The sequence below is a fragment of the Dankookia sp. GCM10030260 genome (assembly GCF_042666655.1).
In the GTDB taxonomy this organism is placed as follows: Bacteria; Pseudomonadota; Alphaproteobacteria; order Acetobacterales; family Acetobacteraceae; genus Paracraurococcus.
Genome location: NZ_JBHTDE010000003.1, coordinates 197518 through 213641 on the forward strand (window position 1 = coordinate 197518; position 16124 = coordinate 213641).

At 72.9% G+C, this 16124-nt stretch carries 13 protein-coding genes; 6 read left to right on the forward strand and 7 right to left on the reverse strand.

From position 1 onward, the window contains the following. Positions 1-88 precede the first annotated feature (88 nt). Positions 89-808 carry a DUF1194 domain-containing protein gene (locus tag ACFQS7_RS12495; protein WP_380067404.1) on the forward strand — a complete coding sequence of 240 codons (720 nt, stop codon included), beginning with the start codon at positions 89-91 and terminating at the stop codon, positions 806-808. Positions 809-827: 19 nt separating this feature from the next. On the opposite strand, the gene ACFQS7_RS12500 is transcribed toward ACFQS7_RS12495, so the two are convergent. From ACFQS7_RS12500 to ACFQS7_RS12525, 6 genes are all read right to left on the reverse strand, one after another. Then, complete coding sequence (locus tag ACFQS7_RS12500) at positions 828-1712, reverse strand: VOC family protein (RefSeq protein ID WP_380067405.1); 885 nt, start codon at positions 1710-1712, stop codon at positions 828-830. A 129-nt stretch (positions 1713-1841) separates the two neighbouring features. Continuing rightward, a complete protein-coding gene (locus ACFQS7_RS12505; protein ID WP_380067406.1) occupies positions 1842-2822 on the reverse strand; it encodes a tripartite tricarboxylate transporter substrate-binding protein in 981 nt (326 codons plus the stop codon). A gap of 210 nt (positions 2823-3032) precedes the next feature. Next, complete coding sequence (locus ACFQS7_RS12510; protein ID WP_380067407.1) at positions 3033-4208, reverse strand: ATP-binding protein; 1176 nt, start codon at positions 4206-4208, stop codon at positions 3033-3035. 195 nt (positions 4209-4403) lie between these two features. Then, positions 4404-6209, reverse strand: a complete 1806-nt coding sequence (lepA, locus tag ACFQS7_RS12515) for a translation elongation factor 4 (protein WP_380067408.1) — start codon at positions 6207-6209, stop codon at positions 4404-4406. 142 nt (positions 6210-6351) lie between these two features. Continuing rightward, positions 6352-6969 carry a hypothetical protein gene (locus ACFQS7_RS12520; RefSeq protein WP_380067409.1) on the reverse strand — a complete coding sequence of 206 codons (618 nt, stop codon included), beginning with the start codon at positions 6967-6969 and terminating at the stop codon, positions 6352-6354. A 66-nt stretch (positions 6970-7035) separates the two neighbouring features. After that, the gene (locus ACFQS7_RS12525; protein WP_380067410.1) at positions 7036-7527 is read right to left on the reverse strand and encodes a MarR family winged helix-turn-helix transcriptional regulator; all 492 of its coding nucleotides are present in this window, start codon (positions 7525-7527) and stop codon (positions 7036-7038) included. 118 nt (positions 7528-7645) lie between these two features. Between ACFQS7_RS12525 and ACFQS7_RS12530 the strand changes: the two genes are divergently transcribed. The 3 genes from ACFQS7_RS12530 to ACFQS7_RS12540 all read left to right on the forward strand — a co-directional run bounded on the left by ACFQS7_RS12530 (position 7646) and on the right by ACFQS7_RS12540 (position 12095). Beyond that, positions 7646-9268 (forward strand): FAD-dependent oxidoreductase, encoded by a 1623-nt coding sequence (locus tag ACFQS7_RS12530; protein WP_380067411.1) that lies wholly within the window; start codon positions 7646-7648, stop codon positions 9266-9268. Next, positions 9265-9468 carry a DUF2783 domain-containing protein gene (locus ACFQS7_RS12535; protein ID WP_380067412.1) on the forward strand — a complete coding sequence of 68 codons (204 nt, stop codon included), beginning with the start codon at positions 9265-9267 and terminating at the stop codon, positions 9466-9468. The genes ACFQS7_RS12530 and ACFQS7_RS12535 overlap by 4 nt, the downstream gene beginning before the upstream one ends. Before the next feature lie 89 nt (positions 9469-9557). Further along, positions 9558-12095, forward strand: coding sequence for an ATP-binding protein (locus ACFQS7_RS12540; RefSeq protein WP_380067413.1), 2538 nt, complete (start codon positions 9558-9560; stop codon positions 12093-12095). Between the two features lie 163 nt (positions 12096-12258). On the opposite strand, the gene ACFQS7_RS12545 is transcribed toward ACFQS7_RS12540, so the two are convergent. Further along, a complete protein-coding gene (locus tag ACFQS7_RS12545) occupies positions 12259-13188 on the reverse strand; it encodes a class I SAM-dependent methyltransferase (RefSeq protein ID WP_380067414.1) in 930 nt (309 codons plus the stop codon). Positions 13189-13396: 208 nt separating this feature from the next. Between ACFQS7_RS12545 and ACFQS7_RS12550 the strand changes: the two genes are divergently transcribed. Together ACFQS7_RS12550 and ACFQS7_RS12555 are read left to right on the forward strand one after the other, a co-directional pair. Then, complete coding sequence (locus ACFQS7_RS12550; protein WP_380067415.1) at positions 13397-14569, forward strand: M20 aminoacylase family protein; 1173 nt, start codon at positions 13397-13399, stop codon at positions 14567-14569. A 106-nt stretch (positions 14570-14675) separates the two neighbouring features. Continuing rightward, positions 14676-16034 carry an ABC transporter substrate-binding protein gene (locus tag ACFQS7_RS12555; protein ID WP_380067416.1) on the forward strand — a complete coding sequence of 453 codons (1359 nt, stop codon included), beginning with the start codon at positions 14676-14678 and terminating at the stop codon, positions 16032-16034. Positions 16035-16124: the final 90 nt, after the last annotated feature.

Genomic DNA, 16124 nt, shown 5'->3' on the forward strand with positions numbered 1-16124 from the left:
GTCCGGCAACAATTCGTCGGTTCCTGTTGAACCGAGGGGGCCCGCCGGGTTTCCATGCTGCGTCGTGTCATCGACGGAGGCTTGGGTCATGCGCCGGCGCTCCCTGCTGGCGGCCGGTGCGGCCGCGCTCACCATCCCCCGGCCGCTGCGGGCCGAGGGCGCCCCGGTCGACGTGCTGCTGGTCCTCGCGGTGGATGTCTCCCGCTCGGTCGACGACGACGAGGCGCGCCTGCAGCGGGAGGGCTACCGCGCCGCGGTCAGCGACCCGGTGGTGGTCGAAGCCATCCGTGGCGGGATGATCGGCGCGATCGGCCTGGCCTATGTCGAGTGGGCCGGGGCGGAGTACCAGCGGCTGGTGCTGCCCTGGATGCGGATCTCGGGCGCGGCGGAGGCGCGGGCCTGGTCGGAGAAGCTGGCCGAGGCGCCACGGGCCTCGCTCTCCTGGACCTCGATCTCGGCCGGCCTGGACTTCTCCCGCGGCGTGCTGGCGGAGGCGCCGTACGAGGCGACGCGGCGGGTGATCGACGTCTCCGGCGATGGGGTGAACAACAGCGGCGGGCCGGTCGAGCTGGCGCGCGACCGGCTGGTGGCCGAGGGCGTGACGATCAACGGGCTGCCGATCGTCAACGACCGGCCGACCTTCGGGCGGATGCCGCCGATCCCGCTGGATGAATACTACCGCGACAACGTGGTCGGCGGGGCCGGGGCCTTCGTCATCGTCGCCGAGGATTTCCAGAGCTTCGGCAACGCGGTGAAGCGCAAGCTGATCCGCGAGATCGCGGCGCTGGACGGGCCGACCATCGGGTGACGGCCGGCCCGGGGCCGGCCTATTCGGGCGGCATCGCCCAGGCCAGCGCCTCGGCGCCGGGGGCGTAGATCAGGTTGGTGGTGGCCGGGTTGCGGTTGACCAGCTTCCGCATGAACAGCGGATGGGTCATCGAGCGGCACTCGTGCTCGACCTCGAACAGCAGGCGGCCCGTGTCGGGGTCGACGATCTTGATGAAGCGGTACTGGTGCTGGCTGTCTTCCTGGCTGATCAGCCCGCGCTCCGCCAGCCGCGCATGGACGCCGCCGAAATCGACGAAGGCCAGCTGGATGTGGTGGCCGTCATAGGCCGGCTGGGGCGCGTCGGTCTCGCGGAAGGTCAGGTGCTGGCCGGGGGCGACGAGCACCTTCGCCACCCCGCCCTCGAGGCTCGCCGGGGCCTGGACGATCTGCTGGTAGAACCGGACGATGCCCGGCAGGGTCCCCGGCGCGACATCGAATTCGACATAGGGCATGCCGAGGTTGATGCGCCCGAACCGGTCGGCGTCCGGCGCATGGGCGCGGATGCGGTTGCCCCAGGGGCAGGTGATGGCGACGTGGTCGGCGCGTTCCTCGAAGCCGTAGAGCGTGCCGTCCAGCCAGCGCTTCGCCGCCTGCAGCCGGTGCAGCAATTGGGCGCGGTCCGGCAGCACCAAGCCGGTGGTGCCGCGCAGCACCTGGGCCGGGCCGGTCGGCAGGTGGAACTGGCTGACCCCGGCATTGGCCCACATGTTCTCGACCCCCACCACCAGATAGGGATCGCGGGTCAGGCCGAGCGCCGAGATGTAGAAGGCGGTCGCCTTGGTCTGGTCGGGCACCCGCAGGTTGACGTGCTGCAGCTCGACCGAGTTGCCGAGCGATTCGAGCGCCCGGTTCCAGGGGCACTCGACCTTGGTCATGCCGTCCATTCTCGTGTCCTCCGCTTGCCGGCCCATTGGGTCGGCAGGCTCGCACGCAAGATGGCGCCGCGTAAAGTGCGGCGGCGGGCGGGCCGTTCCGGGCCCGTCCGCGCCGCGGCGCCGCGGTCGGCGGGCGGTTCAGTCGGCGTACTGGCCGGCGCCCTGGATGATCGGCTTCCACTTGGCGATGTCGGCCAGCCAGAAGGCGCGGTGCGCCGCCGGCGTCGCGCGCTCCGCCGCCACCGGCTCGGTGCCCAGCTCGGCGAAGCGGGCGATCAGCTTGGGGTCGCGCAGCGCCACCTGCAGCGACTGCGACAGCCGCGCGACCAGCTCGGGCGAGGTGCCCTTCGGCGCATAGAGGCCGTGCCACACCGTCACCTGGAATTCCGGCAGCCCGGCCTCGGCCGAGGTCGGCACCTCGGGCAGCGCCGCCAGCCGGGCCGGGGTGGTGGTGGCGAAGGCCTTGATCGCGCCGCTCTTGATCTGCTCGGTCGTGCTGGTGGTCTGGTCGCACATCAGGTCGATGCGGCCGGCCAGCACCTCCTGCATCGCCGGGCCGGTGCCGCGGAAGGGCACCGTGGTCATCGGCGCGTCGACCGCCTTCATCAGCAGCAGGCCGCACAGGTGGCTGGCGGCGCCGATCCCGGCATTGGCGTAGTTCAGCTTCTCCTGGTCGCGGCGGATGACGGCGATCGCCTCGGCCAGGGTATTGGCGGGGAAGTCCTTCTTGGCCACCAGCGTCATCGGCACTTCGGTCACCAGGCCGACCGGCTCGAAGCCGCCGACCGGGTCGTAGGCCAGGCGGCGGTAGAGGCTGGGCGTGGTCGCCATGCCGATATGGTGCAGCAGCAGGGTATAGCCGTCCGGCTTGGCGTTGGCGACGCGCTGGGCGCCGATGGTGCCGCCGGCGCCGCCGGCATTCTCCACCACCACGGTGGTGCCGAGGTCGCGGCCCATGGCTTCCGCCACCAGCCGGGTGACCGTGTCGGTCGGGCCGCCGGCGGCGAAGGGGACGATGACGGTGACCGGCCGGGTCGGGAAGCTTTGCGCCCAGGCCGGCGCGGCGGCGGAGGCGAGGGCGGCGACGGCGAGCAGCGCGCGCCGGGCAAGACGGGACATAGTTTCCTCCGGAAAGCGCGGCGGTCGTGCGGCGGTGAATATCGCAACAGCGTGGGCGATGCGAGCGTCGATCAACCTCTGACTGAGGAATCTGAACGGCACATTGCGCGAGATCAATCGTTCGAGGACCGGCAGGGTTGCATGGCCGGCGGCGGGCCGCAGCGTCCCGTGATGCCGCGAGCCGGGCATCGCGCCCCCCGCAGGGCCGGGTCAGCCCGGCGGCAGGTCCAGCGTGAACGCCGTACCGGCCGCGTCCGAGACCACGCCGAGCGTCCCGCCATGCGAGCGGGCGATCTCGGCGGCGATGTAGAGGCCGAGGCCGAGGCCGGCGCGCGGGCCGTCGGCGTCGCGGCTGAAGGGCTGGAACAGCCGGGCCCTGGTCCCGGGCGGGATCGGCGGGCCCTCGTTCGCCACCGCGAGGGTCAGGCCGCCGGCCGTGCCGCGGGCGGTGACCCGCACCGGGCGGTCCGGGGCGCCATGGGTCAAGGCATTGGCCAGCAGGTTGGACAGCAGCTGCGCGATGCGGCGCGGGTCGCAGCGGACCGGGTCGGGCAGCGCGATCTCGGCCCGGATGTCGCGCGTGGGATGGACGCTGCGCAGTTCGTCCACCACCTCGTGCAGCGGCGCCGCCAGCGCGACGAGGTCGCGCCGCACCGCGATGCCGCCGCCCAGCCGGCCGCGGGCGAAGTCGAGGATGTCGTCCACCAGGGCGGCCATGCGCCGGCAGGATTGCCGCATCCGGCCGAGGATCGCAGGCGTGCGGTCGTCCTGCGGCCGGCGCGCCAGCAGCGTGACCCCGGCGCTGACGGCGGCGAGCGGGTTGCGCAGGTCGTGGCCGAGCACGGCGATGAACTGCTCGCGCAGCGCGCCCATCGCTTCGGCATCCAGCAGGGCGGTGCGGCTGGCATCCAGCCGTTCCTCGATCTCGAGCTGCGCCGCGACCAGTTCGGCGAACAGCGTGAGCACCGGCAGCACCTTGCCGCCGCGCAGCGGCACCGGCTTCGGGTCCAGCCCGCAGATCGTGCCGAAGACCGAGCCGTCGCGGCGGATGATGGGCACCGAGATGTAGCTTTCGAAGCCGTAGAGCTTCGGGGTCGGGTGGTCGCGGAAATCGGCGTCGGTGCTCGCGTGGTCGAAGATGACCGGCGTCCGGGTCCGGCATATCCCTTGGCAGAAGGTGGTGGTCAGCTCCAGCGTGCTGCCGGGCTGCAGGCCGAAGCCGACGCGGTCGAGCACGGCGCAGGCGGTCCAGGCCTCGTCGGTGACGCGGGCCACGGCGGCGAAGCCGAGCCCGGTCGTCTCGCAGAGCAGTTGCAGGATGGTGGGGACGGCGCTGATCCGCTGGATCAGCGCGATGTCGGCGGCGGTATCGCGTTCAGTGTCCATGCAGTGACCCGGAATGGTGGCACCCTAGGCAGGCAGGCAGCCGGCCGCCAAGCGCCTTCACCGTCGTATCAACGCGCGATACAGCAGCCGACAGTAACCTTCGCGTCAACGCCTGCGAAACGACCGAACCTGCGCAGGAATGCCCCTCGGAGTCCTCCTGCCGCCCGGATGCCGCGGACATTCCCGCACGAGAGGTCAGGCATCCATCTTCAGGGCGGCGATGAAGGCGCTCTGCGGGATCTCGACCTTGCCGAACTGCCGCATGCGCTTCTTGCCCTCCTTCTGCTTGTCGAGAAGCTTGCGCTTGCGGCTGATGTCGCCGCCGTAGCACTTGGCGGTGACGTCCTTCGACATGGCGGAGATGGTCTCGCGCGCGATGACGCGGCCGCCGATCGCCGCCTGGATCGGAATCTTGAAGAGCTGGCGGGGGATCAGCTCCTTCAGCTTCTCGCAGATCTGCCGCCCGCGCCGGTCGGCCTGGGCGCGGTGCGCCATGAAGCTGAGGGCATCGACCGGCTCGGCGTTGACGAGGATCGAGATCTTCACCAGGTCGCCGGCCTCGTAGCCATCGACCTGGTAGTCGAAGCTGGCATAGCCGCGGGAGATGGACTTCAGCCGGTCGTAGAAGTCGAAGACCACCTCGTTCAGCGGCAGCCGGTAGACCGCCATGGCCCGCGTCCCGACATAGGTCAGCTCGACCTGCCGTCCGCGGCGCTCGTTGCACAGCGTCAGCACCGGGCCGAGGTATTCGTCCGGCACCATGATGGTCGCCTTGATCCAGGGCTCCTGGATCTCCGCGATCACGGACGGGTCCGGCATGTCGGCCGGGTTGTGCAGGTCGAGCTCCTCGCCGTTGGTCTTCCTCAGCTTGTAGACGACGGAAGGCGCGGTCGCGATCAGGTCGAGGTCGAATTCGCGCGACAGCCGTTCCTGGACGATCTCCAGGTGCAGCAGCCCGAGGAATCCGCAGCGATAGCCCAGGCCGAGCGCCGCGCTGGTCTCCATCTCGTAGTGGAAGCTGCTGTCGTTCAGCCGCAGCTTGCCGACCGATTCGCGCAGCTTCTCGAAGTCGTCGGCGTCGACGGGGTAGAGGCCGCACCATACGACGGGAATGCTGGGCTTGAAGCCCGGCAGCGCCTCGGTCGCCGGGTTGCGGTCGTCGGTGATGGTGTCGCCCACGTTGGTGTCGGCGACCGTCTTGATGGCCGCCGTGACGTAGCCCATCTCGCCCGGGCCGAGGCTGTCCACCGCCACCATCTTCGGGGTGAAGACGCCGACCTGCTCGATGGTATGGACCGAGCCGTTCGACATCATGCGGACGCGCTGGCCCTTCCTCAGGTGGCCGTCGCGGACCCGGACCAGCACGACGACGCCCAGGTATGCGTCGTACCAGCTGTCGACCAGCAGGGCGGTCAGGGTCTTCGCGGCGTCGCCGGTCGGCGGCGGCAGGCGGGTGACGATCGCCTCCAGCACGCCCTCGATGTTCAGGCCCGTCTTCGCGCTGATCAGCACGGCGTCCGAGGCGTCGAGGCCGATGACGTCCTCGATCTGCTGCTTCACCCGGTCGGGCTCGGCCGCCGGCAGGTCCACCTTGTTGAGCACCGGGACGATCTCGTGGTTCGCCTCCAGCGCCTGGTAGACATTGGCCAGGGTCTGGGCCTCGACGCCCTGCGAGGCATCGACCACCAGCAGGCTGCCCTCGCAGGCGGCGAGGCTGCGGGAGACCTCGTAGGCGAAGTCCACATGGCCGGGCGTGTCCATGAGGTTGAGGATGTAGGTCTCCCCATCCTGGGCCTTGTACTGGATGCGGACGGTCTGCGCCTTGATGGTGATGCCGCGCTCCCGCTCGATGTCCATGTTGTCGAGCATCTGCTCCTTCATGTCGCGCAGCGCGACCGTGCCGGTGGTCTGGATCAGCCGGTCGGCGAGCGTCGATTTCCCATGGTCGATATGGGCGATGATGGAGAAGTTGCGGATGCGGTTCAGCGGGGTGTCGGGCATGAGGGGTTCCGGAGGCCGTATTGGGGGCCTGGGTGGGCGCCCGGCCGTCTTGCTGAGGGGGGAGATAGGGCAGAAGGGTCCCGAATCAAAGCGCCGCCTGCCGCGCCGTGCCGCTTACCGCACCCCGCGGCCCCCCCGGCCGCTACTTCACCACGTAGTTGGTGGCGGCGCAGGCATTCACCCCGCGCCGTTCCCCCGCCTGGCCGTCCTGCCAGACCCAGCGGAGGTCGTAGGTGCACTCCCCCTGCGGCAGCCGCACCGCCTGGTACTGGCCGGGCGGGACCGCCGCAGCCTCCGCCAGCCGGTCCGGCCCCCAGGACTGCGCCGTGCTGGGGGAGGCGTAGAATTCCTCGATCACCCTCCCGCTCTGGTTGACCAGGTTGAAGGAGGCATTGCCCTGCCGGGCCTCGCGCGGCGCGGCACCGCCGCCGCCCACCACCAGGTCCACCAGGGCGCAGGTGTCGAGGTTGCGGCGCTCCTCCGCCCCGGCATTCTGGTAGACGATGCGGATGTCGTATGCGCAGGTGCCGTCCTGCGGCAGCCGGACGATCTGCCGGCCGCCGGGCGGCACCACCTCCGAGCCCAGCCGGTCGTAGCCCCAATCCTGCCGGTTGGTGGGGGAGGCATAGACCTCGTTGATCACCTTGGTCGTGTTGTTGACCACGCGGAAGGACGGGTCGGCGGCCTGGCCGGGCTGCGCCCGGGCGGCGAGCGGGACCAGCAGGAGGAGGAGCGCGAGGGACAAGGCGCGGAGCGGCATCGGGAGGTCTCCTGGCGGGCGGCGGGACGCAGAGGTTACGCGGGACGGCATGGAAAGACGCCCGGGTCAGTCGGGGCCATCGGCCTCGGCGCCCGCCCCCATGGCCTGCAGCCGCGCCTCCAGCCGGTCGAGCAGCGCATGCAGCGCCCGGCGTTCGGCCGGGGCCAGGCCTTCCAGCAGCTCGGCTTCCAGCGCCCGGGCTTCCGGGACGATGGCGGCATGCAGGGCGCGGCCGGCCGCGGTCATCGCCAGGCGCTGCACCCGGCGGTCCGCCGCATCCTCCTGCCGCGCCAGCAGGCCGCGGTCGAGCAGGCCGCGGACGGCGCGGCTGACCTTGACCTTGTCCATCGCGGTGCGTTCGACGACGCCGGTGGCCGACAGCCCGCCGAAGCGGCCGAGCACGGCCAGCACCCGCCATTCGGGGACCGAGAGCCCATGGGCCCGCGAGTAGCGCCGGGCGAAGAGCCGGGAAGCATGGTTGGCGACGACCGAGAGCCGGTAGGGGAGGAAGTCCTCCAGCGCGAATTCGGCGGCGTCGGTCATGGCTGTGTCGGACATCGCGCCTCCCTCTGCCCCGACGCGGCGGCCAGGATGCCGGACCCCGCGCCGCCGGGGTAGAGGCTTGGCAGCGGCCGCGCCGCGGTCCATGTCGTTGCCGCCCAGACGGGAAGCGTCCATGCCCGCCACCTATCAAAATCCGCGCTACGCATACCGCCGCCCCGGCTTCGTCGGCCGGGCGGCGGCGGAGGAAGCGCCGGTCGTCATCCTCGGCGGCGGCGTTGTGGGCCTCACCTTGGCGCTGGACCTGGCGCGGCGCGGCACGGCCTGCATCCTGCTGGACGAGGACGACACCGTCTCCTTCGGCAGCCGCGCCATCTGCTGGGCCAAGCGGACGCTGGAGATCATGGGCAGGCTTGGGCTCGGCGGGCGGTTCCTGGAGAAGGGCGTGCGCTGGAACCACGGCCGCGTCCATGTCCGGGACCGCGAGGCCTATGCCTTCGACCTGCTGCCGGAGCAGGGCCATGAATACCCCGCCTTCGTGAACCTCCAGCAATACCATGCCGAGGCCTGGCTGGTGGCGGCCTGCACGGCGACCGGCCTGGTCGACCTGCGCTGGCGCAACAAGGTCACCGCGCTGGACAACCGGGCCGACGGCGCGCGGCTGACGGTCGAGACGCCGGACGGCGCCTACCGCCTGCACGCCCAATGGCTGCTGGCCTGCGACGGCGCCCGCAGCACGGCGCGGGAGGCGCTCGGCCTGCCCTTCCTCGGCCAGGTCTTCCGCGACCGCTTCCTGATCGCCGACATCGTCATGCGGGGGGATTTCCCGGCCGAGCGCCGCTTCTGGTTCGACCCGCCCTTCCATCCCGGCCAGTCCGTGCTGCTGCACAAGCAGCCCGACGACGTCTGGCGGATCGACTTCCAGCTCGGCTGGGACGCCGACCCGGAGGCGGAGAAGCAGCCGGAGCGGGTGCGCGCCCGCGTCGCCGCCATGCTCGGCCCGGACGTGCCCTTCGCGCTGGACTGGGTCAGCGTCTACACCTTCCGCTGCCGCCGGCTGGAGCGCTTCCGCCATGGCCGGACGCTCTTCGTCGGCGACAGCGCGCACCAGGTCAGCCCCTTCGGCGCCCGCGGCGGCAATGGCGGGGTGCAGGATGCCGACAACCTCGGCTGGAAGCTGGCCGCCGTGCTGGCGGGGCAGGCGCCCGAGGCGCTGCTCGATTCCTACGATGCCGAGCGCATCCCGGCGGCCGAGGAGAACATCCTGAACTCCACCCGCAGCACCGACTTCATCACCCCGAAGAGCGAGGCCGCCCGGGCCTACCGCGACGCCGTCCTGGCGCTCTCGGCCCGGCATGCCCTGGCCCGGCCGCTGGTCAATTCCGGCCGGCTGTCGCGCCCCGCGGTGTTGCGCGGCAGCCCGCTGAACAGCCCGGGCGGGGAGGCCGCGGCGCTGCCGCCCGGGGCGCCGGGCGCGGATGCCCCGGTGCTCGAGCGCGGCCGGCCGGACTGGCTGCTGCGGCATCTCGGGACCAACGGCTTCACCCTGCTGGCGCTTGCCGGCGAGGGCGCGCCGGCACCGCACCCCCCGCCGGGGATGGCCCGGCTGGTGGTGGGGGAGACCGAGACCACCGGCGCGGTCTTCGACCATGCCGGGCTGGTCGCCGCCCGCTGGGGCCTCGCCCCGGGCCAGGCGGTGCTGGTCCGCCCCGACCAGCACGTCGCCGCCCGCTTCGACCGGCCCACCCCCGAAGCCATCGCCGCCGCGCATGCCCGCGCCCTGGGGAGGCCCGCATGACCCTCTCGACCGAATCCCGGCTGGCCGACCCGGATGCCGTCTATGCCGCGCTGCTGGCGGCGCATCGCGGGCTGGACGAGGCGGCGTCCCGCCGGCTCGACGCCGCGCTGGTGATCCTGCTGGCCAATCATGTGGGCGATGCCGTGGCGACGGAGGCGATCCGCCTGGCGCGGGAGGCGGTGGAGCCCACCCCCGGCTGACACGCGCCGCTGGGTGGGTCGCGGCTTGCGCCGTATCAACTCATGGTCAATCGTTCCGGGTATCCTGCCTGTCGACGGCGAAGCGGACCATGAGCCTCTCGACAGCCACCCATCCATCGACGGCACCTTCCAGCCCCCGGGGCTTCGACTGGGGCATCGTCACCGCGGCGATCGCGCTGGGCGCCGCGCTGGTCTCCGCCTGGATCGCCGGCAGCTGGGGCGCCGCCGCGCTGCGCGACCGGGCGCATGATTCGCTCGCCGCCGCCGCCGGGCTGCTGGCCAACGACCTCGGCCAGGAGATGCAGGACCGGCTCGACATGCTGGCGTGGCTGACCGGCCGCTTCCAGGCCCTCGACCTGGCGGCGGACGCGCCGCGGCGGCAGCGCTGGCTGGACGCGGTGCGGGCCGGCACGCCCGGCGTCGTCTGGGTCGGCATCGCCTCGCCCGCCGGCCTAGTCACCGACGGCAGCGACGGGCTGCTGGTCGGCCGCGACCTTGCGGCGCGGGACTGGCACCGCCGCGGCCTGCAGGGGCCGGCGCTGGCCGACCTGCATCCGGCCCATCTGCTGCAGCCGCACCTGCCGCCTGGCCCGGATGGCGAGCCGGAACGGCTGGTCGACCTCGGCGCGCCGCTGCGGGACTCGGCGGGCCGGCTGCGGGGCGTCCTCGGCGTGCAGGTCGCCTGGAGCTGGATCGTCGCCCGGCTGGAGGAGGACGCCCGGCCGCTGCCGGCCGAGGTGCCGACGCGGGTTCGGCTGCTCGCGGCCGACGGCACGGTCCTGGCGGCGGCGCAGCGCGGCACGCCGCGGGCCGTGGACTGGGGCGCGCCGCTGCTCCGGGTCGAGCGGCCCTTGGTCAACGGGGTGGTGCCGCGCGACCTGGGCTGGCGGATCGCGGTGGAGCAGCCGCGGGCGCTGGTCGAGGCACCGGCGCGCGCCTTCGCGCTGCGCAGCGGCCTGGTCGCCGGGACGCTCGGCCTGCTGGCGACGCTGCTGGCGGCGGCGGCGCGCCGGCGGGTGCATCGGCGGCTGGCGGCGGCGCAGGAATCGGTCTTCTCCTTCGCCCGGCTGGTGCCCGGTGGCGCCTACGAATTGCTGCGCGCGCCGGACGGGTGCTGGTCCGGCACCGTGCTGGCCGCCGATGGCCGTGCCGCCACCTGGCACCGGCCGGGGCGCCGCTTCGGAAGCGACCTGCCCGGCTTCCCGGCCGACCAGCGCCAGCGGCTCGGCGCCTCGCTGGACGCCGCGGTGGCGGCGGCGGACCGGCCCGAGGCCCGGCCGGAGGAGGTGACCATCTGGCGCGCCGACCCGGCGCTGGGCCAGCGCTGGTTCCGCTGCGTCCATCGCGCCCGGCGCGACCCGGACCGCGGCGTGGTGGTGGAGGGCCTGGCGATCGACGTCACCGACCTCAAGCGGGCCGAGGCCGCGGCGGCCCGGGCCCGGGCGCTGGAGGAGGAGAACCGCCGCCTGGCGGAGGACCGCGCCGCGGCGGCCGACCGGCTGGCGCGGCAGCGCTCCGAGATCCTGGCGGTGATGGCGCACGAGATCCGCACGCCGCTGACCGGACTGCTGGGCTTCACCGAATTGCTGGCCGAGGCCGGGCTGCCGGCCGGGCCGCACCGGCATGCCGCGCAGGCGCTGCAGGGCGGCCGCGACCTCCTGACGATCGTCAACGATATCCTCCATCTGGCGAAGCTGGAGGCGGGGAAGGGGACGATCGAGCGGCTGCCCTTCGACCCCGCCGCCGAGCTGCGCCAGGCGCTGGCGCTGTGCCGGGCGCAGGCGGCGGGGAAGGGGCTGACCCTGGCGCTGGAGCTGGCGCCGGACCTGCCGGGCTGGGTCGCCGGCGATCCGACCCGGCTGCGCCAGGTGATGCTCAACCTGCTGTCCAACGCGGTGAAATTCACCACCCGCGGCGAGGTGGCGCTGCGCGCCCGGCCGGTGGCGCCGGACCGGCTGCGGGTCGAGGTGCGGGACAGCGGCATCGGCATCGCGCCCGAAGCGCTGCCGCGCCTCTTCACCATGTTCGAGCAGGCCGAGAGCGGCACCGCGCGGCGCTTCGGCGGCACCGGGCTGGGCCTGGCGATCTGCCGCCGGCTGGTCGACGCAATGGGCGGGACGCTCGGCGCCGAGAGCGTGCCGGGCGAGGGCAGCCTGTTCTGGTTCGAGCTGCCGCTGCCCGCGGCCGAGGCCCCGGGCCCGGTGGCGGCGGCCCCGGCGCCGCCGGCCCTGGTGACGCCGCTCGATGTCCTGGTGGTGGACGACGTGGCGCCGAACCGCGAGCTGATCCGCGCCTTCCTGGCCGCCGCCGGGCACCGCCCGGCGCTGGCGGCGGACGGCGCCGCGGCGCTGGCGCTGGTGGCGGAGCGCCGCTTCGACCTGATCCTGATGGATGTCAGCATGCCCGGGATGGACGGGCTGGAGGCGACGCGGCGGATCCGCGCCGGCGCCGGGCCGAATGCCCGGACGCCGATCCTCGCTTTGTCCGCCGCGGCGACCGGGGACGAGGTGGAGGACGCCCTGGCGGCGGGCATGGACAGCCACCTGGCCAAGCCGATCGACCGTGCGGCGCTGCTGGCCGCGGTGCGGCGCGCCGCACCGGCGGCCGGTCTGCTGGCGGTGGGGTGAGGCAAGGCCAGGGAGGCGGCATCCTCCCCGGACCCTACCCCGCGTCTGCCGGGGCCGGCGCCCGTCGCGCGGCAGGCACCGGCCCAGGCCCGGGAAAGCGGGGGCGGGGACATCCATGGCCGGGGGAAATGCTTTCTGCTCCCCGACCCTGCCTGCCGCCCGGCTACCGCCCCGGCCGCACCTCGATCGCCGCCCGCGCCACCAGGTCGTCGGCCGCCGGGCGCATCGCTTCCGGATGCGGCTTCGCCGGGCCGGTCGGGCGCTTCTGCCAGACCACCGCCTCCGGCACCGTCACCGCGAAGCCGGCGCGGCGGAACCGCCCGACCATGGCGGACAGGCCCAGCCGGTTCACGTAGACCCCGGCCCGGCCGACCAGCGGGCTGGCCCAGAAGGCATCGCTGAACCGCAGGTGCTGCAGGCCGCCGCCCAGATGGTCCTGGAAGTCGATGAAATGCAGCCCGACCCCGTCCGGCGCCGTCACCCGCCGGAGCTGCTGCAGCAGGGGGGCGATGTCCTCCCGCCGGACATGTTCCAGCACCGCCTCGCTCACCACCATGTCGATGGTGCCGTCCGGGATGCTGGCCAGCGCCGCCGGCCCGCCGATCAGCAGGGTGGCGCCGCAGCGGGCCAGCAGCGCGCCGCGGTCGGCGCTGCCGGCCAGATCCGGCGCCGGCAGCCCCTGCGCCCGCGCCGCCGCCGCGGCGGCGCGATAGGGCGCGAGCGCGGTGGGCGCGCTGTCCGCAGGGTCCACGTACCAGATCCGCCGCGCGCCGAGCCCGGCCAGCACCGGGGCGCGCACCACCATGGCGCCCGGGCCGATCTCCAGCACCGTGCGCGGCCGGCGGCCCATCACCGCTTCCGCCCGCTGCATCCAGCCGGCCGGGGTGCCGACCAGCTTGGCCGGGGCGGTGGCATCGAAGGAGGGGCGCGCCAGGCCGAAGGCCCGGGCGCGGGCCCCATGGACGCCGATGGCGGCCAGCCCCAGCTTGAGGCCGAGCTTCGCCCACCACGGCACCGGGGCGCCGCGGGCGAGCCCGGCCGGCGCCGGCACGATGCGCTGCGGCTTCGCCGTATCCTCGGTGCGCTGTTCCATGGGGGTGCGGCTATGGCCTCCTCGGTCCCAGGCATAAAGCAGAAGGCGGCGGGGCGGAAACGCCCAGGTCGAGCAATCCGCGCCCGCAAGGATGCACGAGCCGGGGATTTGCCTGGCCGGGCGGCCGCGCCTGATACTGTGCGCCGGATCATGGCCGCCCGGCCATCGATGATCATTCCCCGGCCGGCGCCGCGGGCAGGAGAGCGCATTGAACCCGATCGAGCACATCCGGCGCTACCAGGACCAGCTGACCGCCTGGCGGCGCGACTTCCACGCCCATCCCGAAAGCGGCTTCGAGGAGCACCGCACCGCCGCCCTGGTCGCGGAACGGCTGGAGAGCTGGGGGATCGAGGTGCATCGCGGCATCGGCCGCACCGGCGTGGTCGGCGTGCTGCGCGCCGGGCGCGGCAACCGGGCCGTGGGGCTGCGCGCCGACATGGACGCGCTCGACATGCCGGAGGCGAACGGCTTCGCGCATGCCTCCACCGTGCCCGGCAAGATGCATGGCTGCGGCCATGACGGGCACACCACCATGCTGCTGGGCGCGGCGCGCTACCTGGCGGAGACCCGCGCCTTCGACGGCACCGTCCACTTCATCTTCCAGCCCGCCGAGGAAGGCCAGGGCGGTGCCCAGGCGATGATCGCCGACGGGCTGTTCGAGCGCTTTCCCTGCGACACCGTCTACGGCCTGCACAACCGCCCCGGCATGCCGGTCGGGCATTACGGCATCCGCGCGGGCGCGATGATGGCCGGCTGCGCCTTCTTCGACCTGGCCATCCATGGCAAGGGCGGCCACGCGGCGCGGCCCGAAGCAACGGTCGATCCGGTGGTCTGCGGCGCCCAGGTGATCTCCGCCTGGCAGAGCATCGTCGGCCGCAACGTCGCCCCCTACGACACCGCGGTGATCAGCGTGACGGGCTTCGAGGCCGGCACCGCCTACAACGTCATCCCCGAGCGGGTCGCGCTGCGCGGCACGGTGCGGGCGTTCCGGGGCGAGACGATGCGGCTGCTGGAGCAGCGGATGCGGGCGCTGGCCGCCAGCATCGCCGCCGGCTTCGGCGCGACGGCCGAGCTCGACTTCCGCGAGATCACCGTCCCCGTGGTCAACAGCCCCGAGCAGACCACGCTGATCGCCGATGCGGCAGCGGCGATGGTGGGGGAGGCCCATGTCGACCGCGCCCGGGTGGCGGCGATGGGGTCGGAGGATTTCTCCTACATGCTGGCCGAGCGCCCCGGCGCCTACATCCTGGTCGGCAACGGCGCCGGCGAGGGCAGCTGCGAGGTGCACAACCCCGGCTACGACTTCAACGACGCGGCGATCCCCTACGGCGCCGGCATCCTGGCGGCGGTGGTCGAGAAGGAGTTGCCGGCCAAGGCCTGATCACAGCCTCCGGCGCGGCGGCGGGTTTTCCCGCAGTCCGGGGAACCCCGCGCTAGCATCCCGTCCCGTGGCACGGCGGCACGCCGTGCGCGGGAGGCAAACAACCATGACCAGATACGGGGTGACGCGGCGCGCGGCGCTGCGGGCGGGCGTGGCGGGCGTGGCCGGGGCCACGCTGCCGATCTTCAACGTGCAGTCGCAGAACTCGGCGGGCGTGCTGCGCTGCGCCTTCTGGGAACACTGGGTGCCCGCGGGCAACGACATCATCCGCGAGCTCTGCGAGGAATGGGGTGCCAGGAACCGGGTCGAGGTGAAGATCGACCGCCTGGTCTCCGCCGGCAACCAGATCCTGCTGACCATCGCATCGGAAGCGCAGTCGCGCAGCGGCCACGACATCATCGCCATGCCGACCTGGGAGCCGTCCTCGCATGCCAGGCTGCTCGAGCCGGTGGACGACGTGATGGGCCGGCTGCAGAAGAAGTACGGCGCCATCACCCCGGCCTGCGAGTACCTGGCGAAGCGTGACGGCGCCTGGCGCGCGGTGCCCGCGGTGGCCGGCACCCAGACCAAGCCGCCCTGCATCCGCTACGACCTGTTCCAGGAGCATGCCGGGATCGACATCCGCGCCATGTGGCCGGCCAGGGCGGAACGCGGCCCCGGCGCCGAGACCTGGAACTGGGACACCTTCCTGATGGCGGCGGAGAAGTGCAACGCCGCCGGCTATCCCTTCGGCCTGCCGATGGGCCAGTATTCCGACGCGGTCGACTGGGTCGGCGCGCTGTTCCGCAGCTTCGGCGCCAGCATGATGGATGCCGAAGGGCAGATCACCATCCGCGGCAACGACAAGCTGAAGCAGGCGACCGAATACGTCATCCGGCTGTCGAAGCACCTGCCGCCGGATGTCTGGGCCTGGGACGATGCATCCAACAATCGCGCGCTGATCTCCGGCAAGTCGGCGCTGGTGTTCAACCCGCCCTCGGCCTGGGCGGTGGCGAAGCGGGATGCGCCCGCGGTCGCCGAGAAATGCTGGTTCGCGCCCTTCCCGGCCGGGGCGGAGGGACGGTTCACCCCCTTCCTGCCCTTCTTCTGGGGCATCTGGAGCTTCTCGAAGAACAAGGCGGCGGCGAAGTCGCTGCTGGAATTCCTCTCGGACCGGCAGAACGCGGAACGGCAGTCGACGGCGACCGCGGGCTACGACCTGCCGCCTTTCCAGAGCATGTCCGACTTCAGGATCTGGGAGACCGAGGGGCCGCCGACCGGCTTCGCCTACAACTACCCGGACAAGCCGCACCAGCAGGGGCAGCTGAACATCGCCTTCGCCCCGGCGCCGGCGGAGACCGCGGTGCAGGCCTATGTCCAGGCGATCAACACCAAGATGGTCGCCCGCATCTCCCAGGGCGGGCAGACCATGGCGCAGGCGATGGCCTGGGCGGAAGGCGAGCTGCGGAATTTCGCGCGCGGCTGAGGGCTCGAGGCCAGGGAGGACGTCTCCTCCCTGGACCCTCATCCATTCCTGTGGGCTGGCACCTGCCGCGCGGCGAATGCCAAGCCCCAG